We start from the raw sequence: 26871 nt of genomic DNA on the forward strand, positions 1-26871 counted from the left end.
CGCGGGGGCGGTCCCCTGCGGGCCGCCCCCCGATTTCCCGGACGTCATGTGCCCGTAACCCTTGATTCAGAACCGCTTGCGACCCTCGGGCGATGGAACCCGTGGCCCCCCACTCTCAGCCGCGCCCCGAGGGGGCCGAGGGCTGCGCGTCCGTTCCCGTGGATCACTTGGGAACAGACGCTGCCGTAACGCCCCTGGCGCGGAAGAATGGGTTCATGAGTCAGCGAGAAGCCCAGGTACCGGCCCACCCGTCCCCCGACGCCGCCCTGCGGCCGCAGCCCCCCGTGGGCTCGATCGCGGCCCACCGGCCGCACACGGTCGCGGCGGCCGTCTCCGACCTGGAACCCGATCTCGACGCCGACCTCGACGTGTACGAGGAGCGGGTCACGGACGGCGCCCCGCTGCCGCAGGGCCGCTTCCTGGACCGGGAGCGGAGCTGGCTCGCCTTCAACGAGCGCGTGCTGGAGCTGGCCGAGGACCCCACCACCCCGCTGCTGGAGCGCGCCAACTTCCTCGCGATCTTCGCCAGCAACCTGGACGAGTTCTTCATGGTCCGGGTGGCCGGTCTGAAGCGGCGCATCGCCACCGGGGTCGCCACCCGCTCCGCCTCCGGGCTCCAGCCCCGCGAGGTGCTGGAGATGATCTGGGCCCGCTCGCGCGAGCTGATGGCGCGGCACGCCGCCTGCTACCACGAGGACGTCGCCCCCGCGCTCGCGGAGGAGGGCATCCACCTGGTCCGCTGGAGCGAGCTGACCGACAAGGAGCAGGCCCGCCTGTTCACCCTGTTCCGGCACCAGATCTTCCCGGTGCTGACCCCGCTCGCGGTGGACCCCGCGCACCCCTTCCCCTACATCTCCGGCCTCTCGCTGAACCTGGCCGTGGTGGTGCGGAACCCGGTCAGCGGCCACAAGCACTTCGCGCGCGTGAAGGTGCCCCCGCTGCTGTCCCGCTTCCTGGAGAGCAGCCCCGGCCGTTTCGTCCCGCTGGAGGACGTGATCGGGGCGCACCTGGAGGAGCTGTTCCCCGGCATGGAGGTGCTGGAGCACCATGCCTTCCGGCTCACCCGCAACGAGGACCTGGAGGTCGAGGAGGACGACGCGGAGAACCTGCTCCAGGCGCTGGAGAAGGAACTCATGCGGCGCCGCTTCGGGCCCCCGGTGCGCCTGGAGGTCGAGGAGGACATCGACCGCGAGGTGCTGGACCTCCTGGTGCGCGAGCTGAAGATCTCCGAGGCCGAGGTCTATCCGCTGCCCGGCCCGCTCGACCTCACCGGTCTCTTCCGCATCCACAGCCTGGACCGCCCCGAGCTGAAGTACCGCAAGTTCGTCGCGGGCACCCACCGGGACCTCTCCGAGGTGGAGACCGCCTCCGCGCCCGACATCTTCGCCGCGCTGCGCCAGCGGGACGTGCTGCTGCACCACCCGTACGACTCCTTCTCCACCTCCGTGCAGGCGTTCCTGGAGCAGGCCGCGCAGGACCCGGACGTGCTGGCGATCAAGCAGACGCTGTACCGCACCTCCGGCGACTCGCCCATAGTGGACGCGCTGATCGACGCGGCCGAGTCCGGCAAGCAGGTCCTCGTCCTGGTCGAGATCAAGGCCCGCTTCGACGAGCACGCCAACATCAAGTGGGCGCGCAAGCTGGAGGAGGCCGGCTGTCACGTCGTCTACGGCCTGGTCGGGCTGAAGACGCACTGCAAGCTGTCGCTGGTGGTCCGCCAGGAGGGCGAGACCCTGCGCCGCTACAGCCACGTCGGCACCGGCAACTACCACCCGAAGACGGCCCGGCTGTACGAGGACCTCGGGCTGCTCACCGCCGACCCGCAGGTCGGCGCGGACCTCTCCGACCTCTTCAACCGGCTCTCCGGCTACTCCCGCCGCGAGACCTACCGCCGCCTGCTGGTCGCCCCCAAGTCCCTGCGGGACGGGCTGATATCGCGCATCGACAAGGAGATCCAGCACCACCGCGCGGGCCGCCCGGCCTTCGTCAAGATCAAGGTCAACTCCATGGTCGACGAGGCCGTCATCGACGCCTGCTACCGGGCCTCCCAGGCGGGTGTGCCGGTGGACATCTGGGTGCGCGGCATCTGCGCGGTACGGCCCGGTGTCGAAGGGCTCTCGGAGAACATCCGGGTCCGCTCGATCCTCGGCCGGTTCCTGGAGCACTCCCGCGTGTTCGCCTTCGGCAACGGCGGCGAGCCCGAAGTCTGGTTCGGCAGCGCCGACATGATGCACCGCAACCTCGACCGCCGGATCGAGGCGCTGGTCCGCGTCACCGACCCCGCCCACCGGGCGACCCTCAACCGCCTGCTGGACACCGGCATGTCCGACACCACCGCCTCCTGGCACCTGGGCCCCGACGGCGAGTGGACCCGGCACGCGGTGGACGCCGACGGACACCCCCTGCGCAACGTTCAGGAGATGCTCATTGACGCCCGGAGGCGCCGGCGTGGCACCACGACACCCTGACCGTCCCCACCCGGAGACCGTCCCGGCGGGGGCCGCCCCCGCCGGGACGGACCCCACCGGGGAGGATCTCGCCGCGTATCTGCGGGCGCAGGCGACGGAGTTCCTGCGCGCGCTGCGGACCCAGCGGGAGCACGGCAACGGGGCCGACGGTGCCGCCGGCGCGGGACGCGCGCTGCGCCGCTCCGGCCGCCGGATCAGCGCCGCCCTGCACACCTTCCGGACCCTGCTCGACCCCGCCTGGGCCGACTCGCTGCGGCCCGAACTGGCCTGGGTGTCGGGCAGCCTGGCCCTGGAGCACGCCCAGGAGGCCCGGCTGGACCGGCTGTTGCTCGCACTGCACCGGCTCTCCGGATCGACTCCGGCGCCGGTACGGGCGGTGGTGCACGCCGGTGCCCCGGCGCCGGTCCCCGAGCGGAGCAGTCTCACCGTGGGCGCGGCCAAGGCGGGGGCGCTGCTGGAACGCCGGCTCACCCTGGCCCGGACGCGCGCCCACTCCGCCGCGCTGGAGGCGCTGGGCTCCGCCCGCTTCCACGCGGTCGCCGACCGGGTCGCCCTGCTGGCCAGCGACGTGCCGCTGGCGCCGGGCGCCGCGACCGCCGGCCTGGGGCCGTCGGCCGCCGCCGCCGAGGACCGCCTCGCCGGTGCCGTCTCCGTGCTGCCCCTGGTCACCGCCGGGGACCCCTACAACGCGCAGGCCCTGATCCACGGCCTCTCCCCCGACCCCGCCCCGCACCCCCAGGACGGCCCCTGGCACCAGGTCCGGCTCCTGCTCCGCCTGCACCGCTACGCCCGCGAGATCCCGCACACCGCCCCCGCCGACCCCCGCCTCCGTCCCGCCGCCGAGGCCCTCACCCGCCACCGTGACGCCGCCGAGGCCGCCGCCGAGGCCGCCCAGGCCGCCCGCACCCCCCGCATCACCCCCGCCACCGCCTACGCCCTCGGCGTCCTCCACGCCGACCAACGCCACGAGGTCGAAGCCGCGAGGTTCACCTTCCAGCAGACCTGGCAGTCCTGACCCCCGAGGAGCCCCCCGTGCCCACCGGCCCCCACGCGCTCCCCAAGCCCGTCCGTGCCGCCGGCTGTGTCCTGTGGCGCCGCGCCCCCGGCACCGGCGCGCTGGAGGTGTGCCTCGTGCACCGGCCCCGGTACGACGACTGGTCGCATCCCAAGGGCAAGCTGAAGCGCGGGGAGAGTGCGCAGGCGGCGGCCGTGCGGGAGGTCGGGGAGGAGACCGGGTTCGCGGCCGAGCTGGGGGCCGAGCTGCCGACGCTGCGGTATCCGGTCGACGGGCGCCCCAAGCAGGTCCGGTACTGGGCCGCCGAGGCCGTCTCCGGGGGGTTCGTGCCCAACTCCGAGGTGGACCGGGTGGCGTGGCTGGCGCCCGCCGAGGCGCGTACCCGGCTCAGCCACCCCCGCGACCGGGACCTGCTCGACGCGCTCACCCAGCGGCTCGAACACCACTGAAAGCGCGGGCAAAAAGACCGGCGCCGCTCATGCTCCCCCGTGGTGCCCCTCCGCGTCCGTCCGGGCCTGGCTGCGCGCGCGCCGGGCCGGACCCCGCCAGCCGCAGCTGCACCGCGCCACGCAGAAGCGCCCCTGCTCGGTCGTCTCCGTACGGTGTTCCCGCGCCCCCTCGGGGCCCTCCTCAGACGCCACGGCGCCACGCTACCGGCCGCGCGCGCCGGGGCGTTCGGGTGCCCCCCGACGCCTCCGCCGGGGCCGGCCGGCGCGTGACGGCACTCCCTACCCGTCGTTAACCGGAACGACAGGGGGCCAGTGACGGACATAACCGGCTGGGGGTAAGGCAGGCCATGGATCGGCGGCAGCACACGCGCGCGGGCAGGACGGGCGTCGCGGTGGGGATCATGGGACTCACGGTCGGGCTCGGGGCGGGCGCCTCGGGCTGTTCCGGCAGCGGAGTCGCCGCCGAGGGGGTGAACGGCGCGGGCGGCGAGCCGGTGGCCGTGCTCCGGCAGGCCGCCGACACCCTGCGCGCGGCGGGCACCGCCCGGGCCACCACCTCCATGGAGATGGCCACCGGCGGCACCCGGGTCACCATCCGGGGCCGGGGCGTCTACGACTTCCGGCGCCGCCTCGGCGAACTGACCGTGGTCCTCCCCGCGGACCCCACCGGCACCCCGGAGCACCGGCCCATCACCGAGCTCCTCACCCCCGGCGCCCTGTTCATGAAGAACCGGGGCGCCGGCGTGCCCGCCGACAAGTGGGTGCGGATGGAGGCGGCCACGGCCTCCGACGGCAACCTGGTCACCGGCGGCGCGACCGACCCGTACGCCGCCGCCGAGGTGCTGCGCGGGACCCGTACCGCGGCGTACGTGGGCCGCACCAGCGTGGGCGGCACCGCCGTACGGCACTACCGGGGCACCGCCGATCTGGCGGGCGCGGCCCGCGCGGCCTCGGCGGACAGCCGGGCGCCGCTCGCGGCGGCGGCGAGAGGGTTCGCCACGGCCGAGGTCCCCTTCGACGCGTATCTGGACGACGAGGGCCGCGTCCGCAAGCTCCGTCAGCGCTTCAGCTTCGTCAACGGACGGCAGGCGGCGGCCGTGGCGGTCGCCTCCACCACCCTGCTGCACGCCTTCGGCACCGCCGTCGACGTGACGCTCCCCCGTGCGGCCGACATCTACGCGGGCCGCCTCGCGGAGGGCCAGGGGGCCCCGGCGGACTAGCCCGTCCGTGCCATGCGCGGCGTGTGGCGCGATCCCTACTCTAGGAAACCGGTACCGGCAGGCAGGACCAAGAGGATGAGGTGACGCGCGTGGCTCCGGTCGGCGGTACGGCGGTGCAGGACCACGTGGCCCTCGCCGAGATAGAGCTGTGCGGCGAGCTGATCATCGCCGCCTCGGCCGCCGAGGACCGGCTGAGCCTGGCGAGCATAGACGAGGTGCTCCGGGTCACCGAGGAGCGCGCGGCCGCCGCCTAGCGGGCCGGCTCAGGTGCGCAGCAGGCGCCCGATGGCCTTCGTCGCCTCGTCCACCTTCGCGTCGATCTCTCCGCCGCCCTTGAGGGCCGCGTCCGCGACGCAGTGCCGCAGGTGCTCCTCCAGCAGCTGGAGCGCGAAGGACTGCAGCGCCTTGGTGGAGGCGGAGACCTGGGTGAGCACGTCGATGCAGTACGTGTCCTCCTCGACCATGCGCTGGAGCCCCCGGATCTGGCCCTCGATCCGGCGCAGCCGCTTGAGGTGCTCGTCCTTCTGGTGGTGGTAACCGTGCGTGGCGCCGGCCTCGGTCGTCGTCATCGCGGGCCTCCATCTCGGGACGGGCGGGAACACATACCCCTGGCGGGTATATCGTAACGAATTCCGCGGGGTAGCGGACCGGTCGGAGGTCCCCCGTGCCGAGCACGGTGCCCGATGGGCGACACTGGGGGATGGCCCGATAGCCGTGGCCGGATGATGCGCCTAGCATCAGCCTGACCGAAACCAAAGCATCCCGAGGACCACACGTGCGCTTTCGTCTGACCCCCAGGGAGACGAGCTTCTACGACATGTTCGCCGCGTCCGCGGACAACATCGTCACCGGCTCGAAGCTCCTGATGGAACTGCTCGGGGCGGACTCCTCCGCCCGAGCCGAGATCGCAGAGCGTATGCGGGCCGCGGAACACGCCGGTGACGACGCCACGCACGCGATCTTCCACCAGCTCAACTCCTCCTTCATCACGCCGTTCGACCGCGAGGACATCTACAACCTCGCCTCGTCGCTCGACGACATCATGGACTTCATGGAGGAGGCCGTCGACCTGGTCGTCCTCTACAACATCGAGGAGCTGCCGAAGGGCGTCGAGCAGCAGATCGAGGTGCTGGCGCGGGCCGCGGTGCTGACGGCGGAGGCCATGCCGAACCTGCGCACCATGTCGAACCTCACCGAGTACTGGATCGAGGTCAACCGGCTGGAGAACCAGGCCGACCAGATCCACCGCAAGCTGCTCGCCCAGCTCTTCAACGGCAAGTACGACGCGATCGAGGTGCTGAAGCTCAAGCAGGTCGTGGACGTGCTGGAAGAGGCGGCCGACGCGTTCGAACACGTGGCGAACACGGTGGAGACCATCGCCGTCAAGGAGTCCTGAGGCGTCGATGGACACCTTCGCTCTGATCGTGACCGTCGGGGTCGCGCTCGGCTTCACGTACACCAACGGCTTCCACGACTCCGCGAACGCGATCGCCACCTCGGTGTCGACGCGCGCGCTGACCCCCCGCGCCGCACTGGCGATGGCGGCCGTGATGAACCTCGCCGGCGCCTTCCTCGGCTCCGGCGTCGCCAAGACCGTCTCCGAGGGCCTGATCGAGACCCCGCACGGCTCCCGGGGGATGGCCATCCTCTTCGCCGCGCTGATCGGCGCGATCGTCTGGAACCTCGCCACCTGGTACTTCGGCCTGCCCTCGTCCTCCTCCCACGCGCTGTTCGGCGGCATGGTGGGCGCGGCGCTGGCGGGCGGCATCGACGTGCTGTGGAGCGGGGTGGTCGAGAAGATCGTCATCCCGATGTTCCTCTCCCCGGTGGTCGGTCTCATCGGCGGCTATCTCGTGATGACGGCCATCCTGTGGCTGTTCCGCAACGCCAACCCGCACAAGGCCAAGCGCGGTTTCCGCATAGCCCAGACGGTGTCGGCGGCGGGCATGGCGCTCGGCCACGGCCTCCAGGACGCGCAGAAGACCATGGGTGTCGTGGTGCTCGCCCTGGTCATCTCCGGCAACGAGACCTTCGGCGACCCGATCCCGGTCTGGGTCAAGATCGCCTGTGCGCTGATGCTCTCGCTGGGCACCTACGCGGGCGGCTGGCGCATCATGCGCACCCTCGGCCGCAAGATCATCGAGCTGGACCCGCCGCAGGGCTTCGCCGCCGAGGCGACCGGTGCCTCGATCATGTTCACCACGGCGTTCCTGTTCAAGGCGCCGATCTCCACGACCCATGTGATCACCTCGGCGATCATGGGTGTGGGCGCGACCAAGCGGGTCAACGCGGTCCGCTGGGGCGTCGCCAAGAACATCGTGCTCGGCTGGTTCATCACCATGCCGGCCGCCGCGCTGGTCGCCGCGGGCGCCTTCGAGCTGGTCAACCTGGCCGTGCTGTAGGACCCCCCGCGCAACGGAGCAAGGGCCCGCCCCCGGAACACCGGGAGCGGGCCCTTCCCACGTCCTCGCGGTGGCACCGCCATGCAGCACCGCGAGGGGCTCGGCGGCTCAGCCGAAGCGGCCGGAGATGTAGTCCTCCGTGGCCTGGACCGACGGGTTGGAGAAGATCCGCTCGGTGTCGTCGATCTCCACCAGCCGGCCCGGCTGCCCCACTCCGGCCAGGTTGAAGAAGGCCGTACGGTCCGAGACGCGCGCCGCCTGCTGCATGTTGTGCGTCACGATGACGATCGTGAACCGCTCCTTCAGCTCGCCGATCAGGTCCTCGATCGCCAGCGTGGAGATCGGGTCGAGCGCGGAGCACGGCTCGTCCATCAGCAGCACCCGCGGCTGGACGGCGATGGCCCGCGCGATGCACAGCCGCTGCTGCTGGCCGCCGGAGAGGCCGGAGCCCGGCTTGTTCAGCCGGTCCTTGACCTCGTTCCACAGGTTGGCGCCGCGCAGCGACTTCTCCACCACGTCGTCCAGCTCGCTCTTGCGGTAGCCGCCGTTCAGGCGCAGGCCCGCCGCCACGTTCTCGAATATCGACATCGTGGGGAAGGGGTTCGGGCGCTGGAACACCATGCCGACCTCGCGCCGCACCGACACCGGGTCGACCCCGCTGCCGTACAGGTCCTCGTCGTCCAGCAGCACCTTGCCCTCGACGCGGCCGCCGGGGGTCACCTCGTGCATGCGGTTCAGGGTGCGCAGGAACGTCGACTTGCCGCAGCCGGAGGGGCCGATGAACGCCGTCACCGAACGCGGTTCCACGGTCATCGAGATGTCCTCGATCGCCTTGTGGGCTCCGTAGAAGGCGGTGAGTCCGCTCACGTCGATTCGCTTGGCCATTGCTTCACTTCCAGTCGGTCACTGAGGGGGGCCGCGGTCAGCGACCGGTCTTGGGGGCCTTCCAGCGGGCGATGCCGCGGGCCACCAGGTTGAGGATCATCACGAACGCGATCAGGGTCAGCGAGGCCGCCCAGGCGCGGTCGTAGGCCGCGCCCGCGCCCGCGCTCTGCGCGTACTGCTGGTAGATGTACAGCGGCAGCGACGCCTGGGCGCCCTCGAAGGGGTTGGCGTTGATGAAGGGGTTGCCGAACACCAGCAGCAGCACCGGGGCGGTCTCGCCCGCGATCCGGGCGACGGCCAGCATGACGCCGGTCGTGATGCCGCCGAGCGAGGTCGGCAGGACCACCTTGAGGATGGTCCGCCACTTCGGGATGCCGAGCGCCAGGGACGCCTCGCGCAGTTCGTTCGGGACCAGCTTCAGCATCTCCTCGGTGGAGCGCACCACCACCGGCATCATCAGGATCGCCAGGGCCAGCGAACCGGCGAACCCGAAGGGCTGGAGGTCGAGGATCAGCATCAGGCTGAGGATGAACAGGCCCGCGACGATGGACGGGATGCCCGTCATCACGTCGACGAAGAAGGTCACCGCCAGGGCGAGCCGGCCGCGGCCGTACTCCACCAGGTAGATCGCGGTGAGCACACCGACGGGTGCGCCGATCGCGGTGGCGAGGCCCACCTGCTCCAGGCTGCCGAGGATGGCGTGGTAGATGCCGCCGCCGGGCTCGGAGTCGGCGACCAGGCCCATGGAGTGGCTGAGGAAGTAGCCGTCGAGGACCTTCACACCGCGCGAGACGGTCGTCCAGACCAGCGACACCAGCGGGACCACGGCCAGCAGGAACGCCACCCAGACCAGCGCGGTGGCGACCCGGTCCTTGGCCTGGCGGCGGCCCTCGACGCGGGCGGCGACCAGGTAGGTGCCGAGGACGAACAGCAGCGCGGCGATCAGGCCCCACTGCACGTGGCTGGTGAGCCCGGCCACCAGGCCGATGCCCACGGCCAGGGCGAGAGACCCGGCCGCGACGGCCCACAGGGACCACTTCGGCAGCCCGGCGCCGCGCCGGACACCGGCGCCCTCACGGGGATCGAGTGCGGTGCTCATGCGTTGGCCCCCGAGTACTCCTTGCGGCGGGCGATGATCGCGCGGGCCGCGCCGTTGACCAGCAGGGTGATGACGAACAGGACCAGACCGGAGGCGATCAGCGCGTCCCGGCCCTGCACGGACGCCTCACCGAACTTGGAGGCGATGTTCTGGGCGAAGGTGCCGCCGCCGGGGTCGAGGAGGCTGGCCTGGATGTCGTAGCTCGGGGAGAGCACGGTGGCCACGGCCATCGTCTCGCCGAGCGCGCGGCCGAGGCCGAGCATCGCGGCCGAGATCACACCGGAGCGCCCGAAGGGCAGCACCGCCATGCGGACGACCTCCCAGCGGGTGGCGCCGAGCGCCAGCGCGGCCTCCTCGTGCATCCGGGGCACCTGGCGGAAGACCTCGCGGCTCACGTTGGTGATGATCGGCAGGATCATGATCGCCAGCAGGATGCCGACGGTGAGCATCGCGCGCGGGGCACCGCCGTTCCAGGCGAAGATCCCGGTCCAGCCGAGGAACTGGTCCAGCCAGCCGTACAGGCCCTGCATGTGCGGGACGAGGATCAGGGCGCCCCACAGGCCGTAGACGATCGAGGGCACGGCGGCGAGCAGGTCGATCACGTAGGCGATCGGGCCGCTCAGCCGGCGCGGGGCGTAGTGCGTGAGGAACAGCGCGATGGCCACCGCGACCGGCAGGGCCAGCGCCATGGCGACGACCGAGGAGACGACCGTGCCGAAGGCCAGCACCGCGATGCCGAAGACCGGCGGGTCGGCGTTGGTGTTCCACTCGAAGGTGGTCAGGAAGTTGCCGTCGTCGGCGCTGATCGCCAGGCACGCCCGGTAGGTGAGGAAGACCGCGATCGCGGCCATGACCACCAGCAGCAGGATGCCCGAGCCGCGCGAGAGGGCGAGGAAGATCCGGTCGCCGGGGCGGGTCACGCCCCGTGCGGTCCGCCGCTCGTCGGCGCCTTGCCGGGGGGCGGAGGGGGGTACGTCGGTTGTCGTCGATATGTCCATCGGGTTCTCCGGTCTGCTGAGCCGCGCGGGGCGGCTCGGGCGGCGGTGCACCGGACGGTGCGCCCGGCCCCGCTGGGCGGGGCCGGCGCGCACACTCGGGATCGGGGTCAGCTCAAGGAGGCGACGGTGGTGCGGACCTTGGCGATGATCTCTTCGGGGATGGGCGCGTAGTCGTTCTGCGACAGCACCTTCTGGCCGTCCTCACTGGCGAGGTAGGTCAGGAACGCCTTGGTCGCGGCCAGCGTCTCGGGCTTGTTGCCCTTGTCGCAGACGATCTCGTACGTGACCAGGGTGATCGGGTAGGCGCCCTCGGCCTTGGTGTTGTAGTCCAGCTTCAGCGCGAGGTCCTGGCCCGTGCCGACGACCTTGGCGGCCGCGATGTCGGCGGTGGCGGAGTCGGTGGAGGGCTTCACCGGGGTCTTGGCACCGGTGTCGATGGCCACGGTGGTCATGTCCTTGGCGTAGGACAGCTCGAAGTAGCCGATCGCGCCCTGGTTCTGCTTGACGCCCTGGGCCACACCGGACGACCCGGAGGCCGCCTGACCGCCCTTGGCCTGCCACGCCTTGCCGCCCTCGTACTTCCAGTTGTCCGGGGTGGTGGCGATCAGGTACTTGGTGAAGTTGTCCGTGGTGCCGGAGTCCTCGGAGCGGTGGAACGGCTGGATCTTCAGGTCGGGCAGCTTCGCCGAGGGGTTCAGCTTCTTGATCGCCGGGTCGTTCCACTTCTGGATCTTGCTGTCGAAGATCTTGGCGAGCGTCGGGGCGTCCAGCACCAGGTTGTCCACGCCGGGCACGTTGTAGCCGAGCGCGATCGGGCCGCCGACCATCGGGAGGTCGATGCCCTGGCCGCCCTTGCAGACCTTCTTGGAGGCGACGACCTCTTCCGGCTTCAGCGCGGAGTCGGAGCCGGCGAAGGCGATCTGGCCCTGGTTGAAGGAGGTGACACCGGCACCGGAGCCGGCGCCCTTGTAGTTGATCTGCACGCCGCACGCCTGGGAGAAGTTCTTCACCCACGCGTCGATCGCGTTCTTCTGCGCCGAGGACCCGTCGGCCAGGAGCTGGCCCTTGGCGTCGTCGCACTTGATCGAACCGGCGGCGGCCGACGAGGACGAGCCGGTGCCCGTCTTCGTGCCCGTGTCGTCGGAACCGCACGCCGTCAGGGCCAGGGCACCGGAGACGGCGACCGCACCGAGTGAGAGGGCGCGCAGCCGGTTCTTGCGCTGAAGCTTCACGTTCGGAAGTTCCTTCCAGGAGCCGCCGCTAGGGGCGGCGTGCGACGTTGGGTGGTACGCGAGTGCATCCTGTCCGCACTCCGTACCGGCTACGGCCGAAATTAGGCAGAACAGGTGAAGCCGCCGATGGCCCGAAGTGAACGAGGGGTGAACCCCTGCCGTCGGCCTGGTGAGGTGACGGAACGCTTACGGCCAGGACACGCGGAGGTCCCGACGGCCCTCCGCGTCTGACGCGTTCTCGCCCCTGCCCGGAACCCCGCTCCCCCGGACGCCGTCTGGCTCCCCGAAGGATCACCGCAAGGGCGAGGGGACGGCGAGCGACATGGACCGGCGGACGTTTCTCACGGGCGGCGCCACCGCCCTCACCGCACTCACCGCCTGCGCACCCGCGGGCGCCTCCGCCCGGCCGGGGCCTTCCGCCGCGCGGGGGTCCACCACCATGACCACGGCGTCCGTGAAGGCCGCCGCCGGCTGGGCCGCCCTCGCCCGCGACCTCGACGGCACCCTGGTCCGCCCCGGCGACGCCTCCTGGACCCCGGCCCGCCGCCTCTACAACACCCGCTTCGACTCCCTGCGCCCGGCCGCCGTCGCCTACGCGGCCCACGCGGGCGACATCCGCACCCTGCTGGCGTACGCCCGCGCCCACCGGATCAAGGTGGCCATCCGCAACGGCGGCCACTCCTACGCCGGTTACTCCTCCGGCGACGGCCGCCTGATCGTCGACGTGTCCGCGCTGAACCGGGTGAGCGCCTCGGGCGGGCACGCCGTGGTGGGCGCGGGGGCCAAGCTGATCGACGTGTACCGGACGCTGGGCGCCAAGGGCGCGGCCATACCGGCCGGCTCCTGCCCGACCGTCGGGATATCCGGGCTGGTGCTCGGCGGCGGCCACGGTGTCGCCTCCCGGGCCTACGGCCTGACCTGCGACAGCCTCACCCAGGCCACCCTGGTCACGGCGGACGGCCGTACCCGCACGGCCGACGCCCAGGAGAACCCGGACCTGTTCTGGGCGCTGCGCGGCGCGGGCAACGGCAACTTCGGCGTCGTCACCGAGCTGCGCTTCACCACCCACCGCGCCCCGCGGGCCGTCACCGCCTCCCTGCGCTGGCCCTGGGCGAAGGCGGCGGCCGTGCTGACGGCGTGGCAGGAGTGGGGGCCCGCCCAGCCGGACGAGATCTGGTCCGCGCTGCACCTGGAACGCGCCGGGAGCCGCACCCCGACCGTCTCCCTCTCCTGCTTCTCCCTGGGCTCCAGGAACGACCTGGAGAACGCCGTGGACCGCCTCGCCCACCGCGCGGGCGCCGACGCCTCGGCCGTCTCCCTGCGCGACCACGGCTACGAGGAGGCGATGGAGATCTACGCCGGCTGCTCCGCCTTCGCCACCGACGCCCAGTGCCATCTGCCGGGCACCACCCCCGGCCGCTCCCCGCGCGGCGCCCTGCACCGCGAGACCTACGCGGCCCGCTCCGACTTCTTCGACCGCTCGCTGTCCCCGGCCGGCGTCGCGGCCCTGCTGAAGCGGGTCGGCGCGATGTCCGGCGGCGCGGGCAGCGTGGCGCTCACCGCGCTGGGCGGCGCCGTCAACCGGGTCCCGCCCACCGCCACCGCCTTCGTGCACCGCCGCTCCCGGATGCTGGCCCAGTACCTCGCCTCCTGGGACGCGGGCACCTCCGGCTCGGCCGCCCGCTCCTGGCTGGACGCCACCCACACCGCGATGCGTCCCCACGCCTCGGGCGCCGCCTACCAGAACTACACCGACGCCGCCCTGACCGACTGGCGCCGCGCCTACTACGGCAGCGCGGGCGCCCGGCTCGCCGAGGTGAAGAAGCGGTACGACCCGGACCGGTTCTTCGGGTACGCGCAGGGGCTGTGACACGGCGGAAGGCCGCGGCGAACGCGCCGCGGCCTTCTCGCACCAGGTCCCGGAAGCCGCCTACGCGGCCAGGTCCTTCTCTCCCGAGCCCGCCGGCTCCCGGCCGCCGGAGAACAGCGTGTCCCCGCGCTCACCGGTCACCGGACGGGCACTCACCAGCCGTCCCGCGCGCGGCGAGCGGGCGATGGCCCGCACCAGCGGGGTCAGCAGCGCCGTCGCGGGCGGGGAGAGCAGCAGCGCGACCGCCGTACCGAGGGCGAAGCCGCCGATCACGTCGGTCGGGTAGTGCACGCCCATGAAGACCCGGCAGAAGCCCTCCAGCAGGGCGAGCGCGATACCGGCGATGCCGAAGCGGCGGTTGGCGACGAAGAGGCCGACCCCGATCGCCATGGTGATCGTCGCGTGGTCGCTGACGAAGGAGTAGTCGCTCTTGCCCGCGATCAGGACGTCCAGCCCCTGGTGGTCCAGGAAGGGGCGGGGCCGCTCCACGAAGCCCCGGATGGGCACGTTCACCAGCACGGCCACGGCCGCCGCCAGCGGTGCCCAGACCAGCGCGGCCACCGAGGACACCGCGTCCGGGCCGCCCCGGCGCCGGACCGTCAGCCAGCAGCCGAGGACCAGCAGGAGCATGGCCACCGGGAGTCCGTACTCGCCGGTGAACTCCATGACCCGGTCGAACCAGTGAGGGGCGGCCTTCGCCAGGCCGTTGATGTCGTAGAGCAGCTCGACGTCGGGGTTGGATCCGGATTCGGCGAGTACAGCCATGGTGCTGCGGCCCCTTCGTCGTCTTACCGGACGCACCCAGTGTGCGTCGCGCCAACCCCCCGTGGGTCGTAGATCCGCTTCCGTTGCACTGGCGCACTGACGTCTGCTCGGCTACGTGAACAGGAACGCACAGCCCCTGCGCATACGTTCCACCCTCCACCGAATGATCACTCAGACGTTATCGAAGAGAAACCCGTACGCGCAGCTCAGGGGGTGGGTTCACGCTCCGCTACACATGTGTGGGGAGCGCTTTCGCGCCATCCTCGGTGACCCGCGTGGCCCCGAAGTAGTCACCGCCGTCGATCGGGTCGAACCGGATCACCGCACCCGTGCGCGGCGCGTCGATCATGTACCCGCCGCCCACGTAGATGCCCACGTGGTGGATGGCCCGCGAGTCGGTCGGATCGTGCGAGAAGAACACCAGGTCGCCGGGGAGCAGTTCGTTCCGCGCGGGATGCGGACCCGCGTTGTACTGGTCGTTCGCCACCCGCGGCAGCTTGATCCCGACTTTGTCGTACGACGCCTGGGTCAGCCCCGAGCAGTCGAACCGCCCGCTCTGCGCGGCCGTACCGGTGCCGCCCCACAGATACGGGGTGCCGAGCTTGCTCTGCGCGTAGGCGATGGCCCCCGCCGCCTGCCGGGAGGGGTCGACCCGGGCGACGGGCGCGGCGAAGCTCTTCGCCAGCGTCGTGATCGTCTTCACGTAGTTCCGGGTCTCCCGGTACGGCGGCACGCCCCCGTACCGGATGACCGCGTACGCGCCCGCGTTGTAGGCGGCGAGCATGTTGGCCGAGACGTCACCGGGAACGTCCCTCACGTACTTGGCCAGCTCGCAGTCGTAGGAGGCCGCCGACGGGATCGCGTCGTCCGGGTCCCACACGTCCCGGTCCCCGTCGCCGTCCCCGTCCACGCCGTGGGTGGCCCAGGTGCCGGGGATGAACTGCGCTATCCCCTGCGCCTTCGCGGGGCTGCGCGCACCGGGGTTGAACCCGCTCTCCTGGTACAACTGGGCTGCCAGCAAGGCCGGGTTGATGGCAGGACAGAGGTTGCCCCACTTCTGCACCAGCGTCTGGTACGCCGCCGGGACGGCACCCTTGGCCAGCCCGACACCGCCACCGGCTGCCCCGCCCGCGAGGTTCCCCGCGACGATGTACACCCCGACGACGAGCAGCATCACGAAGCTCAGGCCGAGTCCGATCGCCGCGCCCCCGGCCACCCATACTTTGCGCACGGGTCAACTTTCCCCCATGAAGGGCCGGTTCACGGCCCCTTTGCGCCCGTGGCCGACACTCAGGCCAACAATTCGGCCTATCCGCGCCCGTTCCGACGCCCTGTCAGCCCCCGGTCGCCGTCCGGTACAGCGCGGCCGCCGCCCGCCCCAGCACCACGCTGTAGGAGACGTCCGCCGTCGCCCCGCCCCGCTGGTGCCCGCCGAGCACCCCGACCACCTGCCCGGACCCGTTCAGCCACGGGCTCCCGCTGGTCCCGGCGGTGAAACCGGGGCAGCGCACCCGCTGCTGGGTCAGGCCGCGCGCCACCGGCCGGTCGGTGCACATCACCGGCGTCTCCCGGGCGTCCGGCAGGCCGAAGAGCGTGACGGCACCCGCGCCGGCCACGGTCCCGGGGGCGAACCGGTTGCCGCCGACCACGTCCTCCACCCGTCGGCCGTCCACCTCGTCCACGTGCGCGAGGGCCACGTCGCTGTCCTCGTCCTCGTCCGCCGTCCACCCCGCCGGCAGCACCCGCTCCCCCACCGGCCACATCCCGTACGGCGCCCGGCCGCCGCGGTAGCCCGGCGCGAAGAACAGCCCGCCGTCGACATGGGTGAGGCAGTGCGCGGCGGTGACCAGCAGATCACGGGCGGGGCTGTGCACCACCGAGGCGGTGCAGAAGTGACCGTGCTCCGGCCGGCCCGCGGCGTCCGCCCCGAACAGCGCGCCCACCCGGGCGGTCCGCGCGTCGACGGGCGCGGTGACGGTCACCTGGAGCGGGCCACGCCCGTCGTCGGCGGCCGCGACGGAGGCCGAGGTGAGGGCGAGCATCACGACCGCGCCGAGCAGGGCGGGCCGCGAGGTGACCGGGTTGCGTGCGCTGCGCTTCATCAGTCCTCACTCTGTCCCCATAGGGTGAGAAACCTGCCCGGCCGACGCTGAGATTCTCCTGTGAACCGCTTTCCCGGAACTCACCCGCCGTCGGCCCGGAGTGCCGACCAGCCTAGCGGCGCCGGTGACACTCCGCCCCTTGTGCGGTCACACCCTGTCAACACCGCCGGTCGCGGGCTCCGCGAGCCCCCAGGTGACGCCGGTCAGCTCCTCGGAGAGCGTCCACAGCCGCCGGGCCGCCGCGGGGTCGCTCGCCGCCGCGCTCCGGCCGACCAGCGCGGGGGCGCCGCGCATCTCACCGAGGCCGCCGGGGCCGACGTAGGACGCGCCGGGCAGGTCCTGGGTGGCCGCGTACAGGGTGGGCAGGGAGCCGCCCTTGTCGTCCTGGGCGAACACCTTGTTGCCGACGCCCATGAAGAGGCGGGCCAGCGGGTTCGCGGCATGGCTCTGGAGGTTGGTCGCGGCGTAGCCGGGGTGAGCGGCGAGGGCGCGCACCCGGGACCCCGCCTCGGTGAGGCGGCGCTGGAGTTCCAGGGTGAACAGGAGGTTGGCCAGCTTGGACTGGGCGTAGGCGCGGGTCGGGGTGTAGCGGCCGCGCAGATTGACGTCGTCGAAGCTGATCCGGCCGTCCCCGCCCCGGTGCAGCCCGGAGGAGACGGTCACCACGCGGTCGGTGAGGTGCGGCAGCAGCAGGTTGGTCAGGGCGAAGTGCCCGAGGTGGTTGGTGCCGAACTGGGTCTCGAAGCCCTGCTTCGTCCGCCCCTCGGGCAGCATCATCACGCCCGCGTTGTTGACCAGCAGGTCCAGCGGGCGGTCCCAGCCGGCCGCGAACTCGGCGACCGAGTCCAGGTCCGCCAGGTCCAGCCGGCGCACCTCGGTGCTGCCGCTCACCCGCCCCGCCGCGGCGGCGCCCCGCGCCAGGTCGCGCACCGCGAACACCACATGGGCCCCCGCCCGGGCCAGCGCGGCGGCGGCCATGAAGCCGATCCCGCTGTTGGCGCCGGTCACCACGGCCGTACGGCCGCTCAGATCCGGCAGACGGTCCACATTCCACTGGCGCGCACCGCGCGCTTCACTCGTCTCGGCCATGGCCTCAATGTAGACAACGCCAACAATGATGTCAACGACAACAATGCAGTCACCGCCAACAAAGCTGGCGCCGACAACATCGGGATACGATGACCCCCATGCCGCGCATCCCCACCAGCCGCCCGTACCACCACGGCGATCTGCGCGCCGCCCTGCTCCAGAGCGCCGAGCACACCCTGCGCGAGAAGGGGGCCGCCGCCCTCTCCCTGCGCGAGCTGGCCCGCGCCACCGGCGTCAGCCACGCCGCCCCCGGCCGCCACTTCAAGGACAAGCAGGCCCTCCTCGACGCCCTCGCCCTCGCCGGCTACGAGCGCCTGGACCAGGCCCTCACCACCGCTGCCGCCGCCACCCCCGGGGCGGACTTCGAGCAGCGGCTGACCGCCCTCGCGCGGGCCTACCTCGGCTTCGCCGTCGACAACCCGGAGCTGCTGGAGCTGATGTTCGCGCGCAAGCACGAACCCGACAGCTCCGGCCGGCTCGCCGCCGCCGCCGACCGGTCCCTCGGCTCCCTCACCCGCACCTTCGCCCAGGCGCAGGAGCGGGGCGAGATCGTCCAGGGCGACCCCGAGCGCATCACCCTGGTCGCCGCCGCCAGCCTGCACGGCCTCGCCGCCCTCATCGCCGGCTGCGTGCTGGACGCCGAGGAGGCCCTGGCCGGCCTCGACACCCACGTCCACCTGCTGCTGCACGGGCTCGAACCGCGCTGACACCGCGTGAGAACATCGTCTCGACGCCTCACCCGACCAGCCGTCAGAAACCGCGCGGGGGACGGAAGAGCCGTAAGAGAGCCCAACGACGGAACCACACCACAGGTTTCGCACCCGCGTCATTGCCCGGCGTGACCTGCCGTGATACACAGAGTGACCGTACGCGCCAAATGTACGAGACCCGCCTGTGAATGCCGCCAAGTCGACATACGACGGCGACGTTGTCGGCGACAATGAGACCTGACCTCTGCACACCGCAGGGGAGCGGCACAACTACCCACCAGGGGCGGTGACTTACATGCTCTTTGCGGCCGACAAGGGAGACATCAACACCATCATCGGCGGGATCGCTCCGGACTGGGGGCCTTTCGGTAGCCTGGGCAACGAAGCGAAGGTGATGATCGAGGTCGTGATGGCCGTCGCCATTCTGCTCTGCCTCGGCATCGCCATCTGGGGCGCGGCCAAACAGCGCATCGGCGCCACCGCGCTGCGGGACACCTTCAGCGCGGAACAGGGCAAGGGACTCATCATCGCGGGCCTCACCGGGGTCTTCATCATCGGCTCCCTCGGCACGCTGTTCACCATCGTGTACGGCATGGCCGTCTGACGCCCGGACTCGAGGTCGCGTTTCCCTGATGTCCAGTCACCACACCGCGCCCGCGCGAGGACCAGCCCGGCTACCGTCGTATGAACACAAGGCGGAGAGGGCGGACGCGGCATGAGCACCTCAGGCGAACACGGTTACCCCGACACCGGGCACACCCGCACCCACCTGCCCGGCGGCGACCCCTACGGCGGCGCCCCCCGCCGCACCCCCCGCTCCTCCTCCCGCAGCCTCATCACCGTCGTCGGCGTCGTCGTCCTCCTCATCGCAGCCATCGCCTTCGCCAACCGCGACAACTCCTCTTCCCCGGACAACCCGGCCAAGGGCGCCCCCCACCAACCGGCCGCCCCCACCGCCGCTTCCGGAACCACCCCGGTCCCCACCACCGAGAACGGCATCCCCACGCACTTCCCCCACACCCAGCAGGGGGCAGAGAGCGCGGCGGCGAACTACGCGGTGGCGCTGGGGTCTGACGGGATGTTCAACACCACTAAGCGGCACGCGATCGTGCAGACCATCGCGGTTCCCAGCTCCGCAGGCCGACTTCAGTCCGGGTTCGACGCGGATTACTCTGCTGCCTTCCTCAAAAAGGTAGGACTCACCGACGACGGGAGTGCCCCCGCGGGCAGCACCTTCGTGAACCGCACGCTCCCGGCGGGCTCCAAGGTCACCTCGTACAGCGACGGCGCGGCCACCGTTGAGGTGTGGTGCAACGGCATGTTCGGCCTCGCCGGTGACCGCTCGACGAACCCGGTGACCAGCAGTTGGTTCACCGTGACACTGAAGCTTCGGTGGAGCGACAACGACTGGAAGGTCCTCGATTCCAGCCAGCGGACCGGTCCCACCCCGGTCACCGGTGACAACCCGGTGTCCGGAGCCGATGAGATCAGCAAGGCGGTCCAGGAGTTCGGAGGCTTCACCTATGCCCGGTAGCCAGCACCGCGCGCTCAAGCTCACCGGCTTGACCGCCGCGATTCAAACAGCGACCGTGCTCTTCGCCACGAACGTCATGGCGGCCCCCACCCCGACCCCCACGAAGAGCGGGGACCCCTGCGCGCTGATCGCCGGCCCCGCCAAGAAGTACTGCGAACAGAACAGCCACGGCGGAGGCAGCGCCCGCAAGGGCCTCACCACCGACAACCCCCTCACCTCCTCACTCGACCCCCTCTCCTCGCTGGCCAAGGGCTGCGCGGACGCGGCCTCGTGGACGATCGGGAAGCTGAGCGACGCGGTGAAGGAGACGGCGAACGTCGACTTCACGAATCCGAAGTTCCTCCAGCAGTACGCCGTCGTCTTCGCCGCCTCCACCATCCTCACCCTCGTCCTGTGGGTCCTGGCCGTGGCCAAGCGAGCGGTGCGGGGCGTCCCCCTCACCACCGCCATCTCCGAAGCCGTCGGCTTCCTCTGGCTCACGGTCCTGGCCTCCGCCTTCACCCCCCTGATCCTCTACACCGTCGTCTCCGCGGCGGACGGCGTCACCGACGTCCTGGCGAAGGCCACCGGAGACCAGGCCGACACGTTCTTCGGCACCTTCTCCGGCGCCCTGGAGAAGGGCGACGACATCGGCGGCGGCCCCATCATGCTGATCGTCGTCTCCCTCGTCAGCATCCTCGCCGCAGGCGTCCTCTGGCTCGAACTCGTCATCCGCGCCGCCCTGCTGTACGTGGGCGCCCTCCTCGGCACCGTCGTCTACGCGGGCCTCGTCGACAAGAACCTGTGGGGCCACGTCCGCCGCTGGGCCGGCATCATGATCGCCGTCATCATGGTCAAACCGGTCATCGTCATCGTCCTCGGCCTCGCCGGCGCCCTCTCCGGCGACAGCGGCCCCGACGCCTTCGGCGCCGTCGTCTCCGGCCTCTCCATCATCCTGCTCGCCATCTTCGCCAGCGCGATGATCTACCGCTTCGTCCCCGGCTTCGGCGACGAGATCGCCGGCTCCCGCAACAACCGCATCATGCAGGGCGCCGAGGGCAAGGCCGCCGCCGTCATCAGTTCCCCCGCCACCCTCGTCGCCCAGGGCATCAAGGCCCACAGCACCCGCGCCGACAGCAACGCGGGCGGCGGCCAGGGCGGGAGCACCCCCCGCCCCGCCAACCCCGCCTCCGGAGGCGTCGCGGCCCACAGCGGCCGCACCCCCCAGAGCGCCCCCGCCGCGGCCCCCGCGCCCCGCGCGCCCAGCCCGGTCAACACCCCGCACGCAGGCAACACCCGCAACAGCAGCACCAACCGCTCTGGAGGTGAAGGGCGTTGACGACCGAGGCCCACCTGTCCCATCCGGTCTCGCCCCGCCGTACGTATCTCATCGGCCGCGCCCGGCCCAACGCGATCATCGGCCGCAACCGCGAGTCCGGCGAGATCGCGCTGATCGTCGTCGGCGCGTTCCTCGGCATGATGTGCGGCCTCCTCGTACCCGCCCTCCCCCTGCGCATCGCGCTCCTCAGCGGCCTCCCGATGCTCGCGGTCGCCGCGGTCTATGTGCCGTACAAGCGCCGCACCTTCTACAAGTGGTTCGAGATCAACCGCTCCTACAAGCGCACCGTCAAGCGCCAGGCCGTCTACCGCTCCCCCGTCATGGAGGCCGGCGTCCGCCTCGACGGCCGCGAGGTCGAGATCGGCCCGCCCCCCGGCATCGGCCGCATCACCTGGCTCGCCGCCCCCTTCGGCCCCGACGAGATCGCCGTACTGCTGCACGCCGACCGCAAGACCGTCACCGCCGCCATCGAGATCGAGGGCCCCGGCGTCGGCCTGCGCGACTCCGAGGACCAGGAAGCCCTCGTCGACCGCTTCGGCACCCTCCTCAAGCACGTGGCCAACGGCGACGGCTTCGTCACCCGCATCCAGATGCTCGCCCGCACGCTGCCCGCCGACCCCGACGCGCACGCCAAGGACGTCGTCCTGCGCGGCGACGGCCGCTCCCCCGAGTGGCTCCAGCGGTCCTACGACCAGCTCCAGTCCATGGTGTCCACCAGCAGCGAGCAGCACCGCGCCTACCTCGTCGCCTGCATGAGCTACAGCCGCGACCTGGCCGCCGAGGCGCACGCCATGGCCCGCGCCGCCCGCCCCCAGGCCGGCCGCAAGCTCGACCGCGACGCCGGACTCGCCATCGTCATGGCCCGCGAGCTCACCGACATCTGCTCCCGCCTCCAGGAAGCCGACATCCGGGTACGCCAGCCCCTCGGACAGGGCCGCCTCTCCTCCCTGATCCACTCCATGTACGACCCGGACCACCCCATCGACCACATCCAGGCCATGACCCAGCGCAACGCCTGGCCCGCCGAGCTGAACGCCATGGAGCCCACCTATCTCCAGGCCAAGACCCGCGAGTCCACCACCCGCGCCCCCTGGTGCCACGCCACCGCCTGGGTGAAGGAGTGGCCGATGACCCCCGTCGGCGTCAACTTCCTCGCCCCCCTCCTCGTCCACACCCCGGACGTGATCCGCACCGTCGCCGTCGCCATGGACCTCGAACCCACCGAGATCGCCATCGAGCGCATGCTGACGGAGAAGACCAACGACGAGGCCGAGGCGTCCCGCGCCGCCAAGATGAACCGCACCGTCGACCCGCGCGACGTCGCCGCCCACTCCCGCCTCGACCAGCGCGGCGAGGACCTCGCCAGCGGAGCCGCCGGCGTCAACCTCGTCGGCTACATCACCGTCTCCGCCCGCTCCCCCGAGGCGCTCAACCGCGACAAGCGCACGATCCGCGCCTCGGCGGGCAAGTCGTACCTGAAGCTGGAGTGGTGCGACCGCGAGCACCACCGCGCGTTCGTGAACACCCTCCCGTTCGCCACCGGCATCCGAAGGTAGAGGCTCTCCATGCGAGATCCGCTGTCCGTCCTCACCGACGCCTTCACGTCCTTCCTCTTCGGGAAGGTCGAGACCACCCGCCTCCCGGTGCGCACCTCCACCGGGCAGGCCCAGGCGGTCTACCTGCCGACGGCCGCCCCCGGCCTCGGCGACTCAGGCGTCATCATCGGCCGCGAGGTCTACTCCGGGAAGGGCTACATCTACGACCCCTTCCAGCTCTACGGCCAGCAGCTCCCGGCCCCGCACTGGCTGGTCCTCGGCGAGTCCGGCAACGGCAAGTCGGCGCTGGAGAAGACGTACGTACTGCGCCAGCTCCGCTTCAAGGACCGCCAGGTCGTCGTCCTGGACGCCCAGGGCGAGGACGGCGTCGGCGAATGGAACCTCATCGCGGAGGAGCTGGGGATAACCCCCATCCGGCTCGACCCGACCGCCGCGCTCAACCACGGCATCCGGCTCAACCCGCTCGACCCCGCGATCACCACCACCGGCCAGCTCGCGCTGCTCCGCACGATCATCGAGGTCGCGCTCGGCCACGGCCTGGACGAACGCTCGGGCTTCGCCCTCAAGGTCGCGCACTCCTACGTCAACGAGACCATCGTCGACCGCCAGCCCGTCCTCACCGACATCGTCGAGCAGCTCCGCCACCCCGAGCCGGAGTCCGCCGAGGCGATGAACGTGGCCATAGACGACGTACGGGCCTGGGGCCTGGACGTCGCCCTGGTGATCGACCGGCTGGTCGACGGCGACCTGCGCGGCATGTTCGACGGCCCGACCACGGTCGGCATCGACCTGGACGCCCCGCTGATCGTCTTCGACCTCTCGCACATCGACCGCAACTCCATCGCCATGCCCATCCTGATGGCGATCGTCGGCGTGTGGCTGGAGCACACCTGGATCAGGCCCGACCGCAAGAAGCGCATCTTCCTGGTCGAGGAAGCCTGGCACATCATCAACAGCCCGTTCGTGGCCCAGCTGTTCCAGCGGCTGCTGAAGTTCGGCCGGCGCCTCGGCCTGTCCTTCGTCGCCGTCGTCCACCACCTCTCCGACGTGGTCGACGGCGCGGCGGCGAAGGAGGCGGCCGCGATCCTCAAGATGGCCTCCACCAGGACGATCTACGCCCAGAAGGCCGACGAGGCCAGAGCGACCGGCCGGGTCCTCGGCCTGCCCCGCTGGGCCGTGGAGATCATCCCGACGCTCACCCCCGGCATCGCGGTCTGGGACGTCAACGGCAACGTCCAGGTGGTCAAACACCTGGTCACCGAGACCGAACGCCCCCTGGTCTTCACCGACCGCGCGATGACCGAGTCCTCCGCCGACCTCGACGACGCCCTGCGCGCCGCCGAGCTGGAGGCCGAGCAGCGGGCCGCCGCCTTCGTGGAACAGCACGTGGGCGACTCCGAGTCGACGGTGGCGTAGGGAGAGCACGTGCGAGCGGACGAGCGGGGCGGCGGCCGGGACGCCGGACGCGCGGGCGAGGGCGGCGGGATTCCGGACGGCCTCCTGGTCGGCCTGCTCGCCTTCCTCCTCGGCATGACGGTCCTGGTGTGGACGGCCACCGGCCTCGCGGCCCTCTTCGCGCGGGGCGCCTGGCCGACCCCGCTGGCCTTCACCCGCACCCCGCTGGCCATACGCCACCTCGTCGCCCAGCCGCACGACATCGCCGGCGCCTGGGCGGGCACCCCGCCCGCCCAGCTCCCCGGCTGGGGCCTCTTCTGGGGCCTGTTCATCGGCCAGCTGCTGATCCTGCTGGTCCTGACGGTCTTCGTCCTCGGCACGGTGGCCCGCTGGCGCGCGGGGCGAGTACGCAGACTCCCGCGGCCTTCGGACGCGCCTGTGGCGGAGAAACCGGTACCGGAGCCGCGGATCGAGCAGCCGGTCCTCGTGGCGTCGCCGCCTCCGGTCGTCATGGAGAAGCCCCAGCCCCTCGAGCAGCAGCCCCCGCCGGTCGTGGAGCGGCCTCCGGCCCCCCAGGGCCCCCTCCGCTACGGCACCCCCGAGACCCGCCACACCTCCGCGCTCACAGCCCTGCAGGACGCCCCCGGCCCGGCAGTGGTCGTCACCTCGGACCCGGCCCTCTGGCAGGAGACCAAGGACGCGCGGGCCAAGCTCGGCCCCGTCCTCCTCTACGACCCCACCCACCGCTGCGACACCCCGGCCCGCCTGCACTGGTCGCCCACGGCCGGCTGTGAGGACCGCCCCACCGCACTGAGCCGGGCCACGGCGCTCCTCGCCCCGGTCCGGCCCACGGCCCGCATCGACCAGGCCGTCACCGACACCGCCACCATCCTGCTGCGCAGCTTCCTGCACGCCGCCGCGCTGGACGGCCGCACCATCCGCCACGTCCACCGCTGGACCCAGGGCACCCAGCTCCAGGACGCGGTACGCACCCTGCGCACCCACCCCAAGGCGGCCCCCGGCGCCGCGGGCGAGCTGGAAGCGGCCCTCACCTCGCACCCGGAACGCCGGGACATCGCGCAGGAGTTGACCAACCGCGCGCTCTCCGCGCTCCTCACGGTCAACATCCGCGAATCGTGCACCCCACACCGAACCGACACGCTCGCCCTGGATTCCTTCGTCCACGAAGGGGGCACGCTCTATGTGGTCGGTGAACCCATCGAGGACCCCAGGACTCGGCCGGGCGCGATGCCCCTGCTGACGGCCCTCGTCTCGAGCGTGGTCGAGCACGGCCGGCGCATGGCCGAACGGTCATCCTCCGGTCGGCTCGACCCACCACTCACCCTGATCCTGGACGACGTGGCGGCGGTCGCCCCTCTCCCGCAGCTCCCCGACCTGCTCACCACCGGCCCGGCCGCGGGCCTGCCGACGCTGGCCCTGCTCCGCTCCCGCGAACAGGCCCGCGCCCGCTGGCCCCACGAGGACCTACCGGTCTAGCGCGAACTCCAGCTCCCGCTCCTCCTCGTTCTTCGAGAACGACACCACGAGACCGGTCGGCTTGAACCCCGCCCGCACATAGGCCCCCTGGGCCCGCGGATTGTCGGCGTGCACAAAGAGCCGCACCCGCTCCGCCCCCTGCTCCCACGCCCACGCGACACCGGCGTCCAGCAACTCCTGGATCAGTCCGTTCCCCCGGTGGCCGGGCCGCACGAACACCCCGACGACATGCCCCTGCCGTCGCTCGACCGCATACCCGGCCCAGTCCTCGGACCCGGCCTCCTCCACCAGCACGGTCACCGTCCCGGCCCAGTCCCCACCGGGCGCCTCGGCGATAAACTGCCGCACCCCACTCCCCTGAGCGGCCCGCTCCTGCCAGAACGAGTCCGGCCGGGCGGCAGCCACCTCATAGGTTTCCAGGAACGCGAGATGAGCGACCGGGTCCCGCAGCGCGTCCAGCCGCAACCGCTTCACCTCCTCCCATTCCGCAGCCCGCACAGCCCGCACCACATACCCCTGACCACCCACAACTCCCATGCCCCCCACGGTAGTACGCCGTACAGTCCCATCCATGACAACCCTCTCCGACCGCCCGAACACGGCCCTCCTCGTCATCGACGTCCAGAACGGGGTGATGGCGGACGCCCACGACCGCGACCCGGTGATCGCGCGCATCGGCTCGCTGATCAACAAGGCCCGGACGGCCGACGTACCCGTCGTCTGGATCCAGCACTCGGACGAGGACATGCCGCAGAACAGCGCCTCGTGGGAGTACGTCCCCGAGTTGAAGCGGCACGAGGACGAGCCCCTGGTCCACAAGAACTACGGTGACTCCTTCGAGGCCACGAATCTGGAGTCCGTGCTCGATGAACTGAAGGTGGGCCGCCTCGTCGTCGCGGGCGCCCAGACTGACATCTGCATCCGCTCTACACTGCACGGCGCGATCACCCGGGGCTACGACGCCGTCCTCGTCACCGACGCCCACACGACCGAGGACCTCACCCAGTACGGCGCCCCGACCCCGGACAAGCTCATCGCCCACACCAACCTGTACTGGAAGTTCCACAGCGCGCCGGGCCGCGAGGCCGGCGTCGTGGAAACAGCGGACGTCGCTTTCTGAAAAAGGGTCCGGAACGCAGAAAACCCCCGCACCAAAAGGTGCGGGGGTTTCTCTCAAAATTAGTTCGGCGGCGTCCTACTCTCCCACAGGGTCCCCCCTGCAGTACCATCGGCGCTGTGAGGCTTAGCTTCCGGGTTCGGAATGTAA

26 protein-coding genes and 1 rRNA gene are annotated in these 26871 nt (G+C 71.6%); 16 read left to right on the forward strand and 11 right to left on the reverse strand.

The window, feature by feature from the left end; all coding sequences use genetic code 11:
- Positions 1-215 precede the first annotated feature (215 nt).
- From EV284_RS28865 to EV284_RS32860, 5 genes are all read left to right on the forward strand, one after another.
- Entirely contained in the window at positions 216-2468 is a 2253-nt protein-coding gene (locus EV284_RS28865) for an RNA degradosome polyphosphate kinase (protein WP_165425671.1), read from the forward strand.
- A complete protein-coding gene (locus EV284_RS28870) occupies positions 2449-3483 on the forward strand; it encodes a CHAD domain-containing protein (RefSeq protein WP_242625860.1) in 1035 nt (344 codons plus the stop codon). The genes EV284_RS28865 and EV284_RS28870 overlap by 20 nt, the downstream gene beginning before the upstream one ends.
- A gap of 17 nt (positions 3484-3500) precedes the next feature.
- On the forward strand, positions 3501-3932 hold the full coding sequence (locus EV284_RS28875; RefSeq protein ID WP_130339256.1) for an NUDIX hydrolase: 432 nt from the start codon (positions 3501-3503) through the stop codon (positions 3930-3932).
- Between the two features lie 347 nt (positions 3933-4279).
- Positions 4280-5152 carry a hypothetical protein gene (locus EV284_RS28880; RefSeq protein ID WP_130339258.1) on the forward strand — a complete coding sequence of 291 codons (873 nt, stop codon included), beginning with the start codon at positions 4280-4282 and terminating at the stop codon, positions 5150-5152.
- Positions 5153-5241: 89 nt separating this feature from the next.
- Positions 5242-5406 carry a hypothetical protein gene (locus EV284_RS32860; RefSeq protein ID WP_165425657.1) on the forward strand — a complete coding sequence of 55 codons (165 nt, stop codon included), beginning with the start codon at positions 5242-5244 and terminating at the stop codon, positions 5404-5406.
- Between the two features lie 9 nt (positions 5407-5415).
- Here the strand turns inward: EV284_RS32860 and EV284_RS28885 are convergent, their stop codons facing one another.
- Positions 5416-5721: a metal-sensitive transcriptional regulator gene (locus tag EV284_RS28885; RefSeq protein ID WP_130339260.1), complete on the reverse strand. Its 306-nt coding sequence runs from the start codon at positions 5719-5721 to the stop codon at positions 5416-5418.
- Between the two features lie 206 nt (positions 5722-5927).
- On the opposite strand from EV284_RS28885, the gene EV284_RS28890 reads away from it, so the two are divergent.
- Together EV284_RS28890 and EV284_RS28895 are read left to right on the forward strand one after the other, a co-directional pair.
- Positions 5928-6548 carry a DUF47 family protein gene (locus EV284_RS28890; protein WP_030804247.1) on the forward strand — a complete coding sequence of 207 codons (621 nt, stop codon included), beginning with the start codon at positions 5928-5930 and terminating at the stop codon, positions 6546-6548.
- A gap of 7 nt (positions 6549-6555) precedes the next feature.
- Entirely contained in the window at positions 6556-7554 is a 999-nt protein-coding gene (locus EV284_RS28895; RefSeq protein WP_130339262.1) for an inorganic phosphate transporter, read from the forward strand.
- 108 nt (positions 7555-7662) lie between these two features.
- Here EV284_RS28895 and pstB read toward each other — a convergent pair whose 3' ends face one another.
- The 4 genes from pstB to pstS form a co-directional block, all read right to left on the reverse strand.
- Positions 7663-8439: a phosphate ABC transporter ATP-binding protein PstB gene (pstB, locus tag EV284_RS28900; protein ID WP_030804241.1), complete on the reverse strand. Its 777-nt coding sequence runs from the start codon at positions 8437-8439 to the stop codon at positions 7663-7665.
- A 37-nt stretch (positions 8440-8476) separates the two neighbouring features.
- Entirely contained in the window at positions 8477-9538 is a 1062-nt protein-coding gene (pstA, locus tag EV284_RS28905) for a phosphate ABC transporter permease PstA (RefSeq protein WP_130339264.1), read from the reverse strand.
- Positions 9535-10536: a phosphate ABC transporter permease subunit PstC gene (gene pstC / locus EV284_RS28910; RefSeq protein WP_130339266.1), complete on the reverse strand. Its 1002-nt coding sequence runs from the start codon at positions 10534-10536 to the stop codon at positions 9535-9537. The genes pstA and pstC overlap by 4 nt, the downstream gene beginning before the upstream one ends.
- Positions 10537-10643: 107 nt before the next feature.
- Positions 10644-11768, reverse strand: coding sequence for a phosphate ABC transporter substrate-binding protein PstS (gene pstS, locus EV284_RS28915; protein WP_130339268.1), 1125 nt, complete (start codon positions 11766-11768; stop codon positions 10644-10646).
- A gap of 322 nt (positions 11769-12090) precedes the next feature.
- Between pstS and EV284_RS28920 the strand changes: the two genes are divergently transcribed.
- Complete coding sequence (locus EV284_RS28920; RefSeq protein ID WP_130339270.1) at positions 12091-13638, forward strand: FAD-binding oxidoreductase; 1548 nt, start codon at positions 12091-12093, stop codon at positions 13636-13638.
- A 60-nt stretch (positions 13639-13698) separates the two neighbouring features.
- Here EV284_RS28920 and EV284_RS28925 read toward each other — a convergent pair whose 3' ends face one another.
- From EV284_RS28925 to EV284_RS28940, 4 genes are all read right to left on the reverse strand, one after another.
- Entirely contained in the window at positions 13699-14403 is a 705-nt protein-coding gene (locus EV284_RS28925) for a phosphatase PAP2 family protein (protein ID WP_130339272.1), read from the reverse strand.
- 229 nt (positions 14404-14632) lie between these two features.
- On the reverse strand, positions 14633-15577 hold the full coding sequence (locus EV284_RS28930) for a bifunctional lytic transglycosylase/C40 family peptidase (protein WP_207229167.1): 945 nt from the start codon (positions 15575-15577) through the stop codon (positions 14633-14635).
- A 160-nt stretch (positions 15578-15737) separates the two neighbouring features.
- On the reverse strand, positions 15738-16505 hold the full coding sequence (locus tag EV284_RS28935) for a trypsin-like peptidase domain-containing protein (RefSeq protein ID WP_130339276.1): 768 nt from the start codon (positions 16503-16505) through the stop codon (positions 15738-15740).
- Between the two features lie 147 nt (positions 16506-16652).
- A complete protein-coding gene (locus EV284_RS28940) occupies positions 16653-17594 on the reverse strand; it encodes an oxidoreductase (RefSeq protein WP_130339278.1) in 942 nt (313 codons plus the stop codon).
- A gap of 98 nt (positions 17595-17692) precedes the next feature.
- On the opposite strand from EV284_RS28940, the gene EV284_RS28945 reads away from it, so the two are divergent.
- The 7 genes from EV284_RS28945 (at position 17693) to EV284_RS28975 (ending at position 25604) form a co-directional block, all read left to right on the forward strand.
- Positions 17693-18301 (forward strand): TetR/AcrR family transcriptional regulator, encoded by a 609-nt coding sequence (locus EV284_RS28945; protein WP_130339280.1) that lies wholly within the window; start codon positions 17693-17695, stop codon positions 18299-18301.
- 298 nt (positions 18302-18599) lie between these two features.
- Entirely contained in the window at positions 18600-18908 is a 309-nt protein-coding gene (locus tag EV284_RS28950) for a hypothetical protein (RefSeq protein WP_003991275.1), read from the forward strand.
- A 111-nt stretch (positions 18909-19019) separates the two neighbouring features.
- Positions 19020-19838 (forward strand): hypothetical protein, encoded by an 819-nt coding sequence (locus EV284_RS28955; RefSeq protein WP_130339282.1) that lies wholly within the window; start codon positions 19020-19022, stop codon positions 19836-19838.
- Complete coding sequence (locus EV284_RS28960; protein WP_130339284.1) at positions 19828-21156, forward strand: hypothetical protein; 1329 nt, start codon at positions 19828-19830, stop codon at positions 21154-21156. The genes EV284_RS28955 and EV284_RS28960 overlap by 11 nt, the downstream gene beginning before the upstream one ends.
- On the forward strand, positions 21153-22712 hold the full coding sequence (locus tag EV284_RS28965) for an SCO6880 family protein (protein ID WP_130339286.1): 1560 nt from the start codon (positions 21153-21155) through the stop codon (positions 22710-22712). Before EV284_RS28960 ends, EV284_RS28965 begins: the two co-directional genes overlap by 4 nt.
- Positions 22713-22721: 9 nt before the next feature.
- Positions 22722-24128 carry an ATP-binding protein gene (locus EV284_RS28970; RefSeq protein WP_130339288.1) on the forward strand — a complete coding sequence of 469 codons (1407 nt, stop codon included), beginning with the start codon at positions 22722-22724 and terminating at the stop codon, positions 24126-24128.
- Between the two features lie 9 nt (positions 24129-24137).
- Positions 24138-25604 carry a type IV secretory system conjugative DNA transfer family protein gene (locus EV284_RS28975; RefSeq protein ID WP_130339290.1) on the forward strand — a complete coding sequence of 489 codons (1467 nt, stop codon included), beginning with the start codon at positions 24138-24140 and terminating at the stop codon, positions 25602-25604.
- Here the strand turns inward: EV284_RS28975 and EV284_RS28980 are convergent.
- Positions 25593-26141, reverse strand: a complete 549-nt coding sequence (locus EV284_RS28980) for a GNAT family N-acetyltransferase (protein ID WP_207229162.1) — start codon at positions 26139-26141, stop codon at positions 25593-25595. The two genes, EV284_RS28975 and EV284_RS28980, sit on opposite strands and share 12 nt — an antisense overlap.
- 34 nt (positions 26142-26175) lie before the next feature.
- On the opposite strand from EV284_RS28980, the gene EV284_RS28985 reads away from it, so the two are divergent.
- Positions 26176-26724: an isochorismatase family protein gene (locus EV284_RS28985; protein WP_130339292.1), complete on the forward strand. Its 549-nt coding sequence runs from the start codon at positions 26176-26178 to the stop codon at positions 26722-26724.
- Positions 26725-26786: 62 nt separating this feature from the next.
- Here EV284_RS28985 and rrf read toward each other — a convergent pair.
- Positions 26787-26871 (reverse strand): 5S ribosomal RNA (gene rrf, locus EV284_RS28990); the annotation flags it as partial.

The sequence above is a fragment of the Streptomyces sp. BK022 genome, assembly GCF_004217355.1.
GTDB classification, from domain to species: Bacteria; Actinomycetota; Actinomycetes; order Streptomycetales; family Streptomycetaceae; genus Streptomyces; species Streptomyces griseoluteus.